Below are 1,470 nucleotides of genomic sequence, written 5' to 3'. Positions count from 1 at the left end.
AAAGGTCAGGAGGTTATTTACTCCTGACCTGTGAAATATTCAGATTGTGAAAGAGCCTAGGTTTAATTAATCCGCGAATGCCCGATTACGCTACGCTAATCGAGCCTACGTCCCTAAGGATACCTTGTTCACCAAGCAGGTCTTCTGGAGATTTGTAATCAGCTAATAACTGATCGATAAGCTGGTCTGATACTGGCATTCTTTTATTCCTTTCAAATACATGGATAGAATGCCACTTACACAGTTATTTTTACACTCTCGGTTACGGACTTACATCTTATGACGTTTGTGAAATAACTTTTAAAATTGAACATTTGTCGCAAAAAAACGCATATAAGGCTGCTTCACCTATAAAGAACGGCATACTATCAATATATTCAAATGGCCCACCCCATCCTTCATAACCAATACTCATGAGATGAGTCATTGATGCGTTGCAAGAACAGCATACCTTCCTTGGTTCCTGTAGCCATAGCGGTTTTCCTGCAACACGAAGGAATGATTTCCCACCTAAAAATTCATCAGTATTTTCCCAGTAGGATCCCTCATCAATAGGGTACTCAGAATCCTTAATTTCCCTCAGCCTTATCAATTTTTCAGGAAGTGGGTTGGGCATACGATCTTCATCATGAAAAATATTTATGCTCGTACTATTTTTGCTTAGTAAAGACACTTTTTTCGTAATATTGTTAACCTTATAAACTTGATCATGCAGCCAAACATCGGAGTTTATGTAACTACAAACTGGAATTTCATTTACCGACTTTATGCCCAATCCAGAAAGCTTTGGGTCAGATAAATCAAGTGTTATTAATAATGCTGGCCCATCTTCTACTGGCTGCTCATCTATTATGTTCCATGACGAGCCACCAAATTTATGCGTATAGTCAGAAGTATTTTCTGACTCTACCACATAGCCTTTTTGCATGGCGTATAGGGGACCAAACTTATCAGAAAAATTACTCACTTTTATTTCTCCTCCACCTATTTTTGAAACTAGCTTAGGGTTTTTGCATATTCGATAGCTTCGATAGAGCCTTTATTGTATTTAGTTCCAAAAAGAAATCTTAAGTCATAAATATCTTTTCCCAATCTTTTTCTCGCGTTGAGGCCTGCATCTTGACTCATTGTTGCTTTTCCCTTTCCAGCATAAGTACGCGTAAGAGCATGGTCTTCCGTTGTCATACCAATCGCAGGGCCATTGCTTCTTGATAAATCAATTGATCTATTAAAAGCATTCTGTGGCATATGATGACCTACCTCTCCCGCCAGCTTCGCTTTATCCAAATCAGCAAATCGACCACCTTTATTGACTATTCCACTGCTTGTACTCTGCCCAACACTCGGCGGCTCTTCCGGCCCACCTTGACGATCTGGTTGGATAGGATCAGCCTCAGCTGTTTTTGGCGGCGGACATTCCCCCGGAATATTCATCAACCCCAACGGATCAACCCAACCAATTGGATTGGG

At 40.4% G+C, this 1,470-nt stretch carries 2 protein-coding genes; both read right to left on the bottom strand.

The genetic code is table 11. The features are described from left to right. Positions 1-277: 277 nt before the first annotated feature. A complete protein-coding gene (locus tag CUC53_RS17125) occupies positions 278-967 on the bottom strand; it encodes a hypothetical protein (RefSeq protein ID WP_100295244.1) in 690 nt (229 codons plus the stop codon). A 29-nt stretch (positions 968-996) separates the two neighbouring features. Further along, the coding region (locus CUC53_RS17120) for a hypothetical protein (RefSeq protein WP_157798315.1) at positions 997-1,470 on the bottom strand (474 nt) is incomplete at its 5' end.

The sequence above is a fragment of the Aeromonas cavernicola genome (assembly GCF_002795305.1).
GTDB lineage: Bacteria > Pseudomonadota > Gammaproteobacteria > Enterobacterales > Aeromonadaceae > Aeromonas > Aeromonas cavernicola.
This window is presented reverse-complemented; position numbering and strand designations above follow the sequence as displayed.